The 16,603-nt window shown below is 38.3% G+C and carries 10 protein-coding genes; 2 read left to right on the top strand and 8 right to left on the bottom strand.

Annotated features, from left to right (window positions below; genetic code table 11):
• Positions 1-10 precede the first annotated feature (10 nt).
• Both KO02_RS16225 and KO02_RS16230 read right to left on the bottom strand, forming a co-directional pair.
• Complete coding sequence (locus KO02_RS16225; RefSeq protein ID WP_038699951.1) at positions 11-1,777, bottom strand: aromatic amino acid hydroxylase; 1,767 nt, start codon at positions 1,775-1,777, stop codon at positions 11-13.
• A gap of 301 nt (positions 1,778-2,078) precedes the next feature.
• The gene (locus KO02_RS16230; protein WP_200878560.1) at positions 2,079-2,615 is read right to left on the bottom strand and encodes a GNAT family N-acetyltransferase; all 537 of its coding nucleotides are present in this window, start codon (positions 2,613-2,615) and stop codon (positions 2,079-2,081) included.
• 510 nt (positions 2,616-3,125) lie between these two features.
• On the opposite strand from KO02_RS16230, the gene KO02_RS16235 reads away from it, so the two are divergent.
• The gene (locus KO02_RS16235) at positions 3,126-4,124 is read left to right on the top strand and encodes a beta-ketoacyl-ACP synthase III (RefSeq protein ID WP_038699953.1); all 999 of its coding nucleotides are present in this window, start codon (positions 3,126-3,128) and stop codon (positions 4,122-4,124) included.
• Between the two features lie 227 nt (positions 4,125-4,351).
• Here the strand turns inward: KO02_RS16235 and KO02_RS16240 are convergent, their stop codons facing one another.
• The 4 genes from KO02_RS16240 to KO02_RS16255 all read right to left on the bottom strand — a co-directional run bounded on the left by KO02_RS16240 (position 4,352) and on the right by KO02_RS16255 (position 10,216).
• A complete protein-coding gene (locus KO02_RS16240) occupies positions 4,352-6,034 on the bottom strand; it encodes a sodium/sugar symporter (RefSeq protein WP_038699955.1) in 1,683 nt (560 codons plus the stop codon).
• A 36-nt stretch (positions 6,035-6,070) separates the two neighbouring features.
• Positions 6,071-7,399 carry a xylose isomerase gene (xylA, locus tag KO02_RS16245; protein ID WP_038699957.1) on the bottom strand — a complete coding sequence of 443 codons (1,329 nt, stop codon included), beginning with the start codon at positions 7,397-7,399 and terminating at the stop codon, positions 6,071-6,073.
• A 23-nt stretch (positions 7,400-7,422) separates the two neighbouring features.
• Complete coding sequence (locus KO02_RS16250) at positions 7,423-8,898, bottom strand: xylulokinase (RefSeq protein ID WP_038699959.1); 1,476 nt, start codon at positions 8,896-8,898, stop codon at positions 7,423-7,425.
• A gap of 475 nt (positions 8,899-9,373) precedes the next feature.
• Entirely contained in the window at positions 9,374-10,216 is an 843-nt protein-coding gene (locus KO02_RS16255; RefSeq protein WP_038699961.1) for a sugar phosphate isomerase/epimerase family protein, read from the bottom strand.
• 394 nt (positions 10,217-10,610) lie between these two features.
• On the opposite strand from KO02_RS16255, the gene KO02_RS16260 reads away from it, so the two are divergent.
• The gene (locus KO02_RS16260; protein WP_038699963.1) at positions 10,611-10,892 is read left to right on the top strand and encodes a hypothetical protein; all 282 of its coding nucleotides are present in this window, start codon (positions 10,611-10,613) and stop codon (positions 10,890-10,892) included.
• A 114-nt stretch (positions 10,893-11,006) separates the two neighbouring features.
• Here the strand turns inward: KO02_RS16260 and KO02_RS16265 are convergent, their stop codons facing one another.
• Both KO02_RS16265 and KO02_RS16270 read right to left on the bottom strand, forming a co-directional pair.
• Positions 11,007-13,388, bottom strand: coding sequence for a family 20 glycosylhydrolase (locus tag KO02_RS16265; RefSeq protein WP_051959994.1), 2,382 nt, complete (start codon positions 13,386-13,388; stop codon positions 11,007-11,009).
• Between the two features lie 537 nt (positions 13,389-13,925).
• Positions 13,926-16,601 carry a c-type cytochrome gene (locus tag KO02_RS16270; RefSeq protein WP_038699965.1) on the bottom strand — a complete coding sequence of 892 codons (2,676 nt, stop codon included), beginning with the start codon at positions 16,599-16,601 and terminating at the stop codon, positions 13,926-13,928.
• Positions 16,602-16,603 lie beyond the last annotated feature (2 nt).

The raw sequence follows: 16,603 nt of genomic DNA on the forward strand, positions 1-16,603 counted from the left end.
AGTTAAGCCTTTACTCCCCTAACAATAATGCAATCTGATCATTTTTCGCTAAATGTACACCATCCAATATCAGTTTAGTTAAATGTTGGTGAGCGTTGATAATATCCTGAAGTTGTTTTTCAATTTCATCGGCTAAAGGAAGGTCCTCGTCGTGAATAGCCATTTCTAAGGTTTCGATATAGGCAAGCCAATCTATCGGAAAATCACGTTTGATACTGTGATAAATTTCTGCTAGGGTCACGTCTCGCTCTTCGCCTATTCTTTTTTTTCGAATCATGCCGTAAAGCTGATCCTTCGCTCTAGATTGTGGATCTAGTTCTTGTATAACGGTTCTGGTTGCGGACACAGCAGTTCCCTGTTCATAGGCTTCTTTATCTGCAGCACCACAAAACACAGAAACAATCTTTTCCCCCACAGCCATATCGTAGGTTCCCCATTCTGGATCAAATAAAATCTGACAGGTTTTGCTATCGACAACTTGGCAGGGTGAAAGGGTTATCAACTGAATTTTTTGGTTCTGTCGTACAATCGACCTAACCACTCCTCTCACTTCAATCCCGGAAGCAAATGTTAAAAAGGCGCGCTCGTCTATTTCAATACCATAACGTTCCAAATCTGCCTCATCAAAATTTTCCATTGCCTTCTCTGCGTCCAGCAAAAGTCCCACAGGAGAGCCAAACCCTGCCGCATGGTAAGTTTTCCCATGGCCTTCCAATTGTTTGTCTGCATAAGCCAAAGCCGTGGGTCCAACTGTTTTGATATATTGGATTTCAGTGCTGGCGATACCGGCTTGAAAAACCCCAGTTACCTGCAATCCGGAACTGTATACAAGGGTACACGGATTTTTACAAGCAATGGCTTTTTCTAAACCTATTTTCCCTCCTATCCTAAAAGACATCGTATCTGCAAATTGGTCCAATACATGGCGTAAGTGTTTGAAATCTGGAGTCACAAACAATTGTGGCTGTGGCTTGGTTATATCGTATGAATATGCTAAAGCCGATAAACAGTAAGGTAACTTGGGAACTTCAATACGCATACAAGACGCACTTTCGCCTATCGAAGATAACAAACCAGCTCCATAGATTTTCGGATTAGCTATCGTACCGATCAATCCATATTCTACGGTCCACCAATGCAACCTACTCAGCAATGCCATCTCAGAAGGTTCGCCCATATTATCTTGAATAACGGTCAATTGTTTTTCAGCGGCAGCGAGTTGTTCGGCAGTGGTCCGATTACTTTCCTTTAGGATGGAGAGATTACGAATAGCTTCATAGAGTTCAAAGTCTTTTTCCGAAAACATGGCTTTAGTCCCAATTTCACCAAAATACTGTAGATATTCAGCATATTCGGGTTCTCCAATGATGGGGGCATGACCAGAAGATTCATGAATGATATCTGGTGCTGGGGTATATTCAATATGCTCAATCTGACGTATATCTGCTGCTACTACGAGTACACGATAAGCCTGAAACTCCATAAAAGCTGCGGGCGGAATAAAACCATCCACGGTTGCTGCTCCCCAACCGATCTGCTTAAGGCTATCGTTCATAGCACGAAGATCTGGTATCTGCTCAATACTCAAACCTGCTTTGCGCAAACCGGGGATATAAGGGTAATAAGCGATATCACGGAGATAGGCATAATTCTGACGCATGACATAGCGCCATACGGCCTGATCGATAGCCGTATAACGTTCATAATATTGTGGTACTATAAAGCGCTTCAAATGAAGGGGTAAACGCTCTAATACTGGGTTACCATATGTTTCCATTTACCAATTGATCTATACACAAATTTAGTTTATTTTAACAAACATAAACCATAGTATATGAATTACTTACACGAAGACTTGTAATTTAAAACCATTAAAATCACATCCAAAATCAGTAATTCTTATTTAATTGATAAGCAGATATAAATTTTGTTAAAAATCGTGTAATGAAACCACGTAAATTAAAATAATTATCGTAAAAACTAAAATAAACAGTAAAGTAATAAAGCATGACCAAAAGGGGACAACAGACTTATACTGATGATATTAATTTTTGAATTTAAGGAACATACTGATTGGATTACGCCTGTCGATAATCTTCTTTTCTGATTGCGTACCTCACATTGATGCGATTAGGTTCGCCATGATAGGCTATTTCTTCAAGTCCTATATTTTTTGCTCCTAATTTTTCCATTGCTATCTTCGATCTTTCATTTGCATTGCCCACATGAAAATAGACGATAGCTACAAAATCAAATATATAATCAAGCATCATCTTTTTCACCTGCGGATTAATGCCCATTCCCCAAGTCTCGGTCCCATAAAATGTATAACCAATGAAAATACTATTATCGTCTGCATTATAATTGTAAAAACGGGTACTTCCCAATACCGTTCCTGTTGCTTTATCTTGAACCAGATAGGCGCCTTTACTCTGCAATGCACCTTCAAAGAAGGTTTGAAAGACAGGCCGCTCAAATCTATTTTTATTGGGATGCTGCTCCCATACTTTTGGGTCTTTTGCTACGGCATATAATACTTCAAAATCGGTATCCTGAAGTGGAACTAGTCTAAGCTTGTTGTTTTCGAGAGGTTCTTGAATAGAAAATTTCACCATCGTTTATATGTTTTAAGCATGCCGATATCTCGTCATCGTAAATAAAATAAAAGGTCTACGTCAATACAATTTAAGAAATCCAGATGAACAAAAAGGGCAACGAAAAGAAAAAAAAATTAAAAACCTCTCCTATTGATGCAGAATTAGAAAAAATCAACACTTAAATCTGGAATAAAGTACTGTTTTTTAAGCCTTTTTCATTGCATTACGATAATTTCATATATTTTGCTCAGGATACTTTTTTCAAAATTATATTTTAAACAACAAATTTTATACGGTATCATCGCTAGACCGTTTTGCAATTTGGTTCAAAAAAAGACATTATAACGTAATCATTTTGTCACAATCAAAATTTAATTGGAACTGTCGCTAAAATTATACTATTTTTACATCTCTTTTATTGCTCATATTTTTTAGTAATTAAAGGAGCATGAAATAAAAGAATCGTTAAAAGTAAATTACACTAAATTTCAAAAGGCGAATCATACTTAAATGTGATAACCATAGTATATGAATACAACTCTTCCGAATAAACTATACGCTGCAATTACCGCAATTGGAGGTTATATCCCTCAAAATAAACGAACAAATTCTGACTTAGAAAAAGTATGTGATACGAATGATGAATGGATCATCAAAAGAACTGGAATTAAAGAACGTCGCATTTTAGAAGATGATTTAGCGACATCAGATATGGCAGTTCGTGCAATTGAAGATCTAGCGAAGCAGTATAATAAGAACTTACATGAGGTTGATGCTATTTTGGTAGCTACATCAACTCCTGATATGCCCATGCCTGCAACAGCGAATATCATTGCCGAAAAACTTGGACTTAACAATGTTTGGGCTTTTGACATCAATGCTGCTTGTTCAGGTTTCTTATATGCTTTGGATATGGGAGCATCACTCGTGGAAACAGGTCGCTATAAAAACGTATTGATTGTTGGCGCAGATAACATCAGCACCTATGTCGATATCCATGACCGCTCGACCAACATTCTATTTGGAGATGGTGCTGGAGTCGTATTATTGGAACCTTCTGTTGAGGGGGGCATTATGGATGCTTACATGCGAAGTAATGGTGATGGACGAGCTTTTTTAAATATTGAAGCTGGTGGCACCCAATTCCCTATCAAGTTATCGGATACCGATACACAGAAAAGATACCTACGTCAAGATGGTAAAACGGTTTTTAAACAAGCTGTTCAATCTATGAGTGATGCTTGTACACAGGTGATGAAACGTAATAATCTCACTGTGGAGGATATCAACTGGGTAGTACCACATCAAGCAAACCAACGCATCATAGATGCTGTAGGCCGATCGTTGAGCATCCCAGAAGGTCGTACCTTAAGCAATATCGAATACTTAGGCAATACCATTGCTGCAACTATTCCATTATGTATATGGGAAAATGTAAAACTGATGAAAACTGGTGACATTGTCATGTTAACAGCTTTTGGCGCTGGTTTTTCTTGGGGAGCAAGCCTATTCCGTTGGATGATATAACAAAACTATAAACTGGATTATTTTAATAGATAGTCCATATATAAAAAAAGCCCCCTGATCAATGATCAAGGGGCTTTTAACGTTAATTTCGTAGGGTAATACATGCTCTACAAAATTAACGCGGAGCAATCGTATCGATTTGAAGATAACAATGGCTTGTGTTACGAATAAGCAGATTCTGTTAAACAGACCAACGTCAAAACCGTTTTAAATAAGCTCATTTTAGGCTACCAGTAAATCATATATAATGCGGTCGTGAGCAAAATAATCAACAATGCACCGACTATAAATCCGGTATGCGGTTTGAACATGGTACGATCCACTTCCAATCCTTTTGAAACTACACCATTCCTTTGGTCGATCAAACTAATAATCAGCATCCCGATGATACAGATGACAAACACAAAACCCATGCGATCTAGAAACGGGATCTCATACAGCCCACTTGCTGGATTCAAAACAGAAAAACCACTCGCATTTAGAAATGATAGATCGGCGTAATTCGGTAAAAATTTAAAAAATACAGACAAAATAAATCCCCCTATTGTTGCAAATAAAGCTGCATTAGAGGTTGTTTTTTTCCAAAAGAATCCTAAAATAAACATGGCAAATATACCTGGTGATACAAACCCTGTGTACTCTTGAATATACTGGAATCCGCCTTTGCTATCTATACCTAAGTGTGGAGCAATGATAACGGCAAGTACCATCGAAACGATGATCGTAATCTTACCAACATTAACCAATTGTTTTTCACTTGCTTTTTTATTAAATATCTTTTGATAGATATCCAGCGAAAATATTGTTGCGATACTATTGGATTTTCCAGCTAAAGAAGCCACTACTGCCGCAGTTAATGCTGCAAAAGATAAGCCCTTAAGACCTGAGGGAAGAAGGTTTAATAACACCGGATAAGCCCGGTCAGGATTCACTTCACCATGCTGCAACATTTCTGTTTGAAACATCCCATCCTTCCAAAGTACATAAGCCGCAATACCCGGTAATACCACAATAATCGGCATCAATAGCTTCAAGAAGGCCGCAAACAAAATTCCATTTCTAGCGGTTTTAAGGTCTGCTCCTAAAGCCCGTTGTGTAATGTATTGATTACATCCCCAATAATTGAGGTTAACGATCCACATCCCACCGACCAATACGGTAAGTCCTGGTAGATCCAAATAATTTTCATTATCCTGATGTAGGATCATATGAAAATGACTGGTCGCCTTTTCCGTCATGATCTTGTACCCTTGAAAAACCCCTTCACTACCATAGCTTTCTGCAACCAATTTCAGCGCCAAATACGTAGTGGCTAATCCACCTAAGATCAAGAAAAAAACTTGTATTACATCCGTAAACCCAATTACCCGCATTCCGCCAAGGGTGATGATAACTGCAAAACAGGCAATGGCATACATGCACAGCTCTAGGCCAAAACCCGATATACTACTCACAGCGAGTGCACCTAGATAAAGAATGGAAGTCAGGTTGACTACGACATAGAGCATCAACCAGAAAACAGCCATGATCATCGCTACAGTGCCATTATAGCGCTGATGTAAAAATTGAGGCATCGTGAATATCTTATTTTTAAGATAGACCGGAATAAAGAATACCGCAACGATAATCAATGTCACGGCCGCCATCCATTCGTAAGTTGCAATGGCAAGACCCATTTTAAAACCCGAGCCACTCATGCCAATGAACTGTTCTGCAGAAATATTTGAAGCAATCAGTGATGCACCTATGGCCCACCAAGTGAGTGAGCCTTCTGCTAAAAAATAATCTTTAGAATCTGGACCATCGATCTTACTTTTTTTCTGTCGATAGACCCAGATACCATATCCTGATACAATGATAAAGTAGATGAAAAAGACCAGGTAATCTTTGGTTGCTAAAATATTATTCATACAAATAATTAGGTTTATAATAACTGAATACTATTTTTAGATATAACGGTTGACCAAATTTTCCATAAATTCCTGTTGTCCACTTATTAATTTTGGTTCTCCTTCATTTATAGCATATGTACGAAGGTCCTCTAGTGTCAATTTACCATTCTCAAATTCTGCACCTGCTCCTTTATCAAAACTGCTATAGCGTTCTCTTCGTAGTTCTCTATACGGAGAGTTTTGCAGTAAATTATCAGCAGATATCAAAGCGCGGGCAAAATTATCCATTCCACCAATATGCGCATAGAATAGGTCTAATGGGTCTGTTGAATTACGTCTGATTTTAGCATCAAAATTTACACCACCTCCTTGCAATCCACCACCTTCTAGTATGATCATAAGTGATTCTGTCAACTCAGATAGATCTGTTGGAAACTGATCGGTGTCCCAACCGTTTTGATGATCCCCACGATTGGCATCAATAGAACCCAATAAACCAGCATCAACAGCAACCTGCAGCTCATGTTGGAAAGTATGACCAGCAAGTGTTGCATGGTTGACTTCTAGATTCAGTTTAAAGTCATCCATCAGATCAAATTCGCGGAGAAAGCCAATCACTGTCGCCGCATCGTAATCATATTGGTGTTTTGTCGGTTCGCATGGCTTTGGCTCGATGAAGAATGTTCCTTTAAAACCATTCTTTCGCGCGTAGTCCTTGGACATATGTAAAAATTGTGCTAAATGTTCCCGTTCTCTTTTCATGTTGGTGTTCAACAAAGACATGTACCCTTCACGACCACCCCAGAACACATAATTTTCACCTCCCAATGCAATTGTGGCATCGATTGCGGCTTTCACCTGAGCACCTCCATGTGCTAGGACATGAAAATCTGGATTGGTCGATGCACCATTCATATAGCGGTGGTGACTGAATAGATTCGCTGTTCCCCAAAGCAATTTCACACCACTTTTTTCTTGCTTTTCTTTGGCATATGCAACGATCTCTCCCAAATGTCTTTCGTTTTGATGGATATCATCCGTATAATCCACTAAATCGACATCGTGAAAACAATAATAAGGAAGTTGCATTTTTGTCATGAACTCGAAAGCGGCATCCATTTTATCTTTTGCACGTTCCATAATCGTTGCTTTTTTGTCCCAAGGGAAGAAATGAGTACGACCTCCAAAAGGGTCAGCTCCATCTCCGTTAAAAGAATGCCAATATGCACAGGCAAATTTAAAATGCTCTGCCATGGTTCTTCCTGCTACAACTCGTGTCGGATCGTACCAACGAAAGGCCAAGGGATTGTCCGAATTTATACCCTCGAATTTTACTTGTTCTACTTCTTTAAAGTACACGTGATCTCCTGTCAAAATTTTCATGCTATCTTAATTTAAGGTTTATGTTAAAGTTTTTCTTCTAATAATTTTTTCCAGTTTTCATATGCTTCTTCATATTGAAGGGTATGTTGAGGCATTATGGTCTTATATTTTCGTAGTCCTTTAAAGGCTTCGGTTCTATCGGCAAACACACCGATTCCTAAGCCTGCACCGAGAGCTGCACCTACACTACCATCGTTCTCATAAAGTTCCACTGGCGTAGCAGTTACACCTGCAAATGCCTCTTGAAAAACAGGGCTCAAAAACATATTGGCATGTCCAGCTTTAATAATTTGTGGCGCAATACCATTGGCTCTTAATACGTCGAGGCCGTATCTGAAAGCAAATGCAATCCCTTCTTGTGATGCCCGCCAAAGATGGGCGGCACCATGTCTCAAAAAGTCCAAATTTTGGATATGAGCACCTACTGTTTTATTTTTCAGCATCCGCTCTGCACCATTGCCAAATGGCAACATACTAATCCCATCCGCTCCAATAGGAATGGTTGAGGCTTGCGCATTCATGCTTTCATAATCATTCTTATTACCAGTTATTTGGCTGATCCAGCTGTTTTGTATGCCTGTCCCATTTATGCATAAAAGCACACCTAGACGTTCTACATCCGACGCGTAATTAACATGTGCAAAAGTATTGACCCTTGATTGCGGATCATGTACCCGCTGATCGGTAACAGCGTATATTACCCCAGATGTACCGGCTGTAGCAGCAACTTCTCCTGGGTCAAAAACATTTAAGGACAGTGCATTATTCGGCTGATCGCCAGCTTTATAACAGACAATAGCTTGCTCTGATAAACCAAGCTCTGTAGCTATTGTCGAGCGTAACGACCCATAATCTGAGAATACCGGTTGAACATCGGGTACCAAGGCGCGATCTATATTATAATAATTCAATAGCGTATCCGAAATATGCTGTTTATCAAAATCCCAAAGTATACCTTCTGAAATTGAACTGACATTGGTATTTATTTCACCTGTTAAACGCATACTGATGTAATCTCCAGGCAACATGAACTTATGGATCTTTTCATAAACCTCCGGTTCATGTTGTTTAACCCACGCCAGTTTTGAAGCTGTAAAATTACCTGGCGAATTCAGATGACTACCCAAAAACCCCTTATCTTCCAGTGCTGAAAAAGCTTGCTGTCCGATAGCTACTGCACGACTATCACACCAGATAATCGCATTCCGCAAAGCATCTTGTTTCTTATCAACTACCACAAGCCCATGCATCTGATATGCAATACCGATAGCCTTGATATCAAAAGGATTATACAGACCTGATGCATTGGCCTTTTTTATGGCTAATTGTGTGTTTTCCCACCAAATTTCCGGATCTTGTTCTGCCCATCCAGCATGAAGGGATATAATTTCTGCTTCCGTTTCGGGAAATTGGCAGGAAATTAGTTTTTTATTCGTTGTCGCGTCAATTACAGACACCTTGATAGAAGATGTACCTAGGTCTATTCCCAATAATAACATAATGATTTTATTTAATTACATACCAAGTTTGGCTCCTTGCAGGAATACTAACTTCAAATTCAACTTCATAATTTCTGTTCATAGTCATGGACTTTTCCGTACCATCCAGCACTGATAGGCGCAATCCTGTATTTACGTCACTGTTCGTTTTCCTCTTTTTTGAATTTAATAATAACATACATCAAACCATTATACACATATTAAATATCCTTTCGAACCCATAAATCTCAACAAATCGACCGTCCTTTATAAGCTGTATTTTAACCTATTATAGTGCTATTTTAGCCTCTTTTATTCATTATGCACAAGATTAAAGAAAATAAAATCGAGATAATTTATACCGTTATCATGCTATTATTGATAACATTTTGATAGCGATCAAAAATAGACATGCCTAATTCATTAATAAAATGTCAACGGCTCCAATTAGGAGCCGTTTGTGTATAGTATTAAAATTCCATATATTGCTAAACGATTAAATCGCTATTACCCCTCTAAAATATCCTGCCGATTCAGCCATGCCAGCCAAAGGATCTTCCATATCTTTTTCGTGCTCTAGGCTACATTTACCCGTATAATTTACTTTGCGCAATGCTTGAACAAATAAAGGAATATCGATTACGCCACGTCCCAGTTCACAAGTGGTACCATCTGCAGTTGCTGAGGTAACATTTTTCAAATGGATATCAAAAATTCGTCTATGGTATTTCTCCAAATCTTTTATTGCATCTTGAGCATCTCGCGTGTCATGCCCCATATCAAAACACATCCCCACATTTTCATCCAGATTTTTGATCAGATTAAAAATAACAGTGGCATTCGGATACAATTTATCTTCAGGTCCATGGTTATGAATACCAAACTTGATACCCGTTTCCTTCGTTTTATTGGAAAGGTATTGTAGATCCTCTGTATTGGGTATACCAATAATCAGGTTAACTCCCACTCGATTGGCATAATCAAAGGCATCATCAATTTCTTTTGTAGATTTTGTATAGATAGGTCCTACTGCGTAACCAGTAACACCAGATTGCTCTAATTTATCATGAAAATCGGTAATTTCTGCTGCTGTACTGTTGAAAGGTAGATGAAAATCTTTTATACATAGATATTTGATATCCATCCGTTTCATCATGTTCAAAGACTCATCTAACTTAAAGTTCACAAAACTATAACCAGCTACTCCTAGTTGAAATCCATCTTCCTTTTTTTTCTTCACTAACGTAGCTGCTTGTGCCTTTAATTGAAATGTACTGGCCAGGGCTATCCCAGATATCCCAAAAAAACCCTTTTGGAGAAAAACTCTTCTTGTATTCATAATAATATTGGTATTATTAACTTGGTTTGGTTCATATTGGTCAAAACATAGTGCCGACCTATTATTAAGGTCTTAATTTAGCAATTAAGATCTGGTAAATAAAATTTAATTATCAATAGCCTGCAATCCGACGCATCACTTTCCTCTCCCTTTAATACCCTGTTACCTCTTCACTTTGCAAAACAAACCCTACTGAAATTTGGTTATTCAATTTATTTTCAGTATCTTACAGAAATGTAGGTTTAAAACAACGAGATTTCTCTACGTACGTCGTTCATTGATGCCGATATCTCCGATAACATTTCAGGGCTGCATACAGATCATCTGTTTACAGCGATTCTTTCCTATCGTAGAGAGAAAGAATCATATATCATTCATTTAAAAAAGAAATAATTTGAAACAAAGCATTTTGGTCAACTATCCCAAGAAGACCTCTACTCCCGTGAACGTACAATTCAGTATTACCAAACATGGCAAATTCAAAACAATTACCTGCTCGGTACCAACTGCCGATTCGGCACCTGTGTGGTTAGAATTACGTAAGTTTGAACTTGTCGGTATGAAGTACGACGGTAATTATGAATTGCTTTTTGAGCACAGAAAATACGAAAAAAATATGGATACCGTACTCTTTATGGATAAGGTATTTGAAAGCATTATAGCCGTAGCTAATTAAGCTCACAGATAAACAACCTTACGATTTAAATTATTAAATTAAGGGTTATAAACAGGTAAAGCTGTCCAAAATGGACAGCTTTACCTGTTTATAATAAGTTTCATCAATTCATAACTATCGCATTCTAAATTCACTCATAAGCTCCTGTGCGGTCATTTTTTGATTATACACTTTCAACTCATCCAATATCGCATTCTTTAAACTGATTTCGGACAGAGGAAAAACTAAGGTCTGTACTTTCTTATACTTGATTTCCTTCCCATTATTCTTATCCTTATAAGGCATCACTACATCATATGGTTTCATGTCTTTGACCAATTTGCCATTAACATACAATTGTGTCCCTATGTTGTCACCAGTGATGCTTACCTGACTCCACTCGTTTACAGGTAAAGAATAATCAAAGTAATACTGATAACCATCACGTGTAAATCCAAGCCCCTTATCATCACTGAATATTTTAGCATTCTTAGACTTAAAAAGATCACCTTTTAATTGCGCTGCCGGTTTGACCCAAAAAGACACCGTATACTGCTCCCCAATTTCAGCTATAGGCAACACCAATTGACTTGCATCTCCAGTAAACTTAAGTCCATTGCCCTTTATACCTTTTTCAAACTGTGTTCCCGAAGCTTGCGCATCTTTCCATTCGTTGTCCAGCTGATTGCGTGTTTGCGAATCAAAGTTCAGGTAAAGTAGCAAAGGATCATCAGCGATATAATGACCTCTCATATTCAAACCTGGAGCTTCTATGACCGATTTCTTTTTTTCATTGAAGGTAAATAAGCTTGAATGTAGATCTTCTGCTCCCCACATTTTCTCGGAAAGCACCTGCACAGCTGGGAACACACGGTTATGCACATCTTTTTCCGATATTCCATTTCCTGCGATATCATTCCATACCGCAAACATGCCTCCGTCAACGATAGGATCACCTTTTTCAAAGGTGATATCACCAATCTTTCTCGGTTCCCAATTATTATATAAGTTGTCTGTATTCAAGTAATCGTAGTAATAACCCGCTGCCGGCACGATATACAGCCATCCATCAGGTGTACTGATCTGTTGGTAGCCCAATTTCTTCATCGCGATAGGATCGGCATAACCGTTGTACCACATATTCAGACGCACATCCTTCACTGTAACAGGTGTCGTACCTTGAGCATGCGTCAATGCTCCCCAAGCGCGTACCTTCTTACCATTGCCCTGTACCACTTTGATGACAAAATCTGTAAATTTTCTAAATTTCTCAGATTCACTTTTATCATATTCATCCGTTCCGACGTGCACTTCTTCACCAATAAACACCGGGTTAGGACCTTTTGTATACTCGTCAAATATATTCTTGACCACTTCGTATGTCAACGGATTGTCTAGGTCAAGATGATCCTGTCCATACTTTTCACTACCTACACCGGGTACTGCCTGGCTGATAGCCAATGAATGAGCAGGAACATCGATTTCAGGAATAATAGTCACTCCATAACGAAGTGCTTTTTTTTGCAATGCTATAAATTCAGCCTTGGTATAATGCCCATCTTTAGAAGCTAGATTTGGATAGCGTTCATTTTCTAACCTAAATCCCGAATACGTATTATCCCAGTTATAATTAAAGTACTTTGGAAAAGCATTATCACTAAGGTGAATATGAAAATTAGACATCTTATAATAAGACATCAGCTCGACGTAATCATTTAAAAAATCGATCGTAAAAAATTTACGCCCTACATCCAACATAAATCCCCGCACCTCGTAGGTAGGGTAATCACGAGAGAAGCCTTTTGGTATTGTCAGTTGTTTATTGTTTTGAGAGAGCAGCTGCAACAGCGTTCTTGTTCCGAAAACCTTACCGTTGTAATTTGGAGCTTGAATGCTGAAAACATCATCAATTTTTAGGGAATACCCTTCATTGCCTAGGGCTTTGTCGCCTTTAGAACCAATAAAGATATCGCCTGCTTTTGGTTCTCCCGTTCGCACAGGCAAATCCAGTCCAATCAACTTTTTGATATCTTCTTTTAAAAGTTGTGCGGCTTTAGCCGACTCCTCATCCTGCTGTTGTAAGACAATTGCAGATTCTGAACGTAATTTAAATACCCCATCCACCCCATACCATTCACGAAGTGACGGAATAACAAAAGGCTGCTCTCCTACTCCTTGATCTCCATAAACACCTTTGATGACGATATCTTTCATCGGAATCTCACCAAAAGCATGGTCCGATTTGCGTACGATCTTATAAAGTACATTTACTTTTTTATCAATTAAAGGTTGTGAAATTTGACCATTTAGGTCAATCACCACTTTATTATCCGATCCGATTAAGGAGACTTCATATCCTTTTATCTTTGGAACGACCAGCTTATTATTCTTAAGAGTAGGTTGAGAAAAAAGAGGACTTAATTTTGTAACAGCAAGGCTATCGAGCTGCGCCTGTGCAAAAAGACTACCAGCAAAAAGCTGAAATGCCATTATTGCATAGATTTTTTTCAATTTCATAATTATCTTATGTAGTTTAGATTTAATGCTGCTAAAGTGCGAAAATTTATTTAAAAGTGGTTGAATTTTAGTTTAAAAGCGACGCAGAATCGACTTATTATACTGAGGGATAAGTTTATTAATGACCAAAGCTTAACCCTAGTCATTCGATACAACCAACCCTACTCTGGATTTTACCATTATAATGTCAAACGTCATTATTGCACGGAGTCTACATATAATTCTTTTACCTCATCCATAGCTTCTCTACACTATAAAAAACAATGCCCACTAATAGTAGATTGAACAAAAAACCAAATAGATAAAAACGAGAAAAAGAAAAACCCATATTATCATACATATTCTTAGTTCGTTTTTCTGTAAAATGTAATACAAATAGAATACATTGGATTGTACTAAAGCTAATGCATACCCAATGGTTTATAATGTGACATCAAACATATCAAAAAATTAACAATCAATATGTTAAAAAACTCTAAATAAAAAAAAGCTACGTCTCGCGAGACGTAGCTTTCCATAAACATATAATTACTAACCTTACTTTTGTTTTTCAAGAAAAGCGACCAAAGAAGCGAACTCTTCAACTGTTAATGAATTTGCCAAACCTGCTGGCATCATAGAATTGCTCATTTCTTTTCTAGTTGCTATATTATTCTTTTTAACAGTCGTAACCGAACCAGCGATATCTCTCAATACAACTTGATCTGCTGTTTCTTTTGTTACAAAACCCATAAAACTCTTTTTATCCTTGGTACTGATCAACACCGTTGAAAAACCTTGAGATATAGAAGCATTAGGTTTCAAAATAGATTCTGCAATTTGCTCACGATTCATGATTGCCCCAATCTGGCCCATAAATGGTCCTTTCATCGTTTCACTTTTGCTAACACTATGACAAGCATAACATCCTTGTTTTGTAAATAATGCTTTTCCTTTTACAGGATCACCTTTGATTTTAGAGATCGCTATCAAGATATCTTCGATAGAAGTTTTACCAACTTGTCCTTTTTGGTTTTTGATTTTATTTAAATCAACTTTTTTCTCTGCCCCTTCTTTTACAGCAACTTCTTTCTTTACGATATTGAAAGCAGCGATTTCCATGCGGAACTTATCATTCAGATCTGCAAAAAACTGTTTTTTTGAAGCTCCAGCCTTTACGCTTTCCGCTTTTAAGAACTGTTCAATTGCTGGAGAAGATTCCCAAACGATACCTTTGTAGTATGGTCCGTGTGAATCTGGACGAGTACCCCACCACCATGATGCATCATAAGCCGCTTCTTTTTTATACAAACGAGCTAGCGTTACCAAAATTTTATCTTTCAACTTTTGGTCTTTAGATTTTCCGTAGGCGGAAATTAATCCGTCAACTGCTCTAGCATCATGCATATAACGCATAGCCCACAACGCTAAATCAGGACTCTCAGTTCCCAAGAACCCAACACTTGGATTAACGGCATTCAAACGAACTAAAGCTTGCACTGCTAGATGCGAAGGTATAATCGCTGCATTAGGAACATGATGTGGTCCTTCGACTCCTTTTGCTGGCGCAACAAATGATGCTGGCACGGGTGTCTGTAACAAGGCATTTGCTGCTTCGATACGTCCAAGTCGTCCTAAAGCAACTATAGAAGCTGTTTGCACACGTATCGATGGGTCTTTTAAGCCGTCAATAAATGGATCGATTGGAACTTGATCCAATGTACCCAAACGATCTGTCAATGTACGTAAAGCAAATTCACGGAGCTGATCTTCTTTTGCTAATGCAACTAAAGCTGGAATTCCTTTTTCTTTTGCAACTTGCGTATAGGTATAGATAGCTGCTACGCGTGCACTTAATGCTAAACTCTTATCTTTTGCAATAGCTAGTGTTGCTGATGCAACCTCATCAGCAGGTCTTGAAAGAAGTTCTTGTGAAGCATAAAATCGGGCTGTTGCACTTCCTGATTTCAATAAATCAGTCAACTCTGCAACAGTAGATTTCTTCACATTAGGAAATGCTTTATACGTCCATCCTTTTGGAACTGCACGAGCAACATAACCTTTATCTGGGTTCCCTGAATATCCGGCACCATCCCAAGCTGCTAAGTATAATCTACCTGAACCATCTACATCCAAATCCGTGATTTGTGGCAATTTGATAAACTCTTCTTCTTTTTGAGTAAAACTTGGTCCATCTGGAGTCACATGATGCATATAAAGGAAACTTCTTCCCCAATCTGCCATCATAGGTACTTTATTGTACTTTGCTGGCCAAGTATCTTCGTCCATAAATAAAGAACCTGTACCCGAACCACCACCTAACATGGCTAAAGCAGGAATAATTTCTTCTGTAAAGTTTTGAAACAATAATGGATAACCATATTCTCCAGATTGGATCTGATGTGAGAAACGAATATCCCATCCTCCACCATCATTGGTATTATCCCGCGTAAAAATGTTCATATAAGGATCGATAGCTACGTCGTAAATATTACGTAAACCATGCGTATAGACTTCCATTTCTTTACCATCAGGACGTACGCGTAAAATACCCCCTCCTAACATCGTCAGTTTTTTACCATCAGTACCTGTTGCATTGTGAAATCCAAAGTCACCAACGGCAATATACATCCAGCCGTCAATACCCATTCTAATACCATTGGTGGCGTGGTCAGTACCACGTTCTTGAATATATTTGGTATTACTCAATCCGACAATAAGCGGTTTGGCTGCGCCATCTGCTATTCCATCTTGATCCTTATCTTCAAAAACCACCAAATCCATTCCTGTAGCTATTCCTGACGAAGCATCGAATGTGGTATGTAGAACAAAGACTTGGTCTCCTAAGATAAATATACCTCTAGGATTATCAACACGAGCAAAATCGGTATGCTTATCCATTTTCCCATCATTGTCTGTATCGACAAATCGGCGGATAAATCCTTTTCCCATATCTTTTCCTAACGATCCGATCATATCAACACCAACATACACTTCACCCGTAGGTGCCACTGCTAAACAAGCTGGGCTTGGGGTAACATCTGCACCTGTAAAGGGCGTCATGATGAGATCTGCTGGCGCTCCTGGTAAAGTTTTGACACTATCCTGCACCTGTTGTGCCGTCGAATAATTTGTGCTTTTTGTTGTTACTTTTTGTTGTTCAGGCTTTTCGACATTATTGGTAAAACCCAATAATATAGGAAAGAGAAACAATAGATTTAATGTCCTTTTCATTT

It is taken from the genome of Sphingobacterium sp. ML3W (genome assembly GCF_000747525.1).
Taxonomy (GTDB): domain Bacteria; phylum Bacteroidota; class Bacteroidia; order Sphingobacteriales; family Sphingobacteriaceae; genus Sphingobacterium.